Consider the following 421-nt stretch of genomic DNA (forward strand, 5'->3'; position numbering starts at 1 on the left):
TCCGCAGATGCCCTTGATGATCCAATCATCATCTTTGTCTCTCTCAAGTATCCGAAGAAGAAGTGGTGGAGCCTAGGAGGATCGAACTCCTGACCTCCTGAATGCAAATCAGGCGCTCTCCCAGCTGAGCTAAGGCCCCACAATTTTGCACGCAAAATTGGGGGAGTGCGCGGCAGGGACTTCCGAAGGAAGTGCCCGAGAGCGTCACCCGGTGCAATTCTGGGTGCTGGTAACAGTCTACCGTGTTCTACAGTCAGGCTCTCGTGCTCTCCGCTACGCGGAGACACTGTCGCCCGCCGTTCCCACATTCGTGGAAAACGTCGTTGGTGGGTCGAGGAGGACTTGAACCTCCGACCTCACGCTTATCAGGCGTGCGCTCTAACCACCTGAGCTACCGACCCAAGTCTGTCCAGACCGGTCG

Annotated in this window: 2 tRNA genes; both read right to left on the minus strand. The window is 57.0% G+C overall.

The annotated features are described in order from the left end of the window. Positions 1 to 63 precede the first annotated feature (63 nt). Positions 64 to 139 (minus strand) — tRNA-Ala (locus AB9K37_RS04880). 185 nt (positions 140 to 324) lie between these two features. Beyond that, a tRNA-Ile gene (locus AB9K37_RS04885) sits at positions 325 to 401 on the minus strand. Positions 402 to 421 lie beyond the last annotated feature (20 nt).

Origin of the sequence: Donghicola sp. XS_ASV15 (genome assembly GCF_041224595.1) — a bacterium.
In the GTDB taxonomy this organism is placed as follows: domain Bacteria; phylum Pseudomonadota; class Alphaproteobacteria; order Rhodobacterales; family Rhodobacteraceae; genus Donghicola.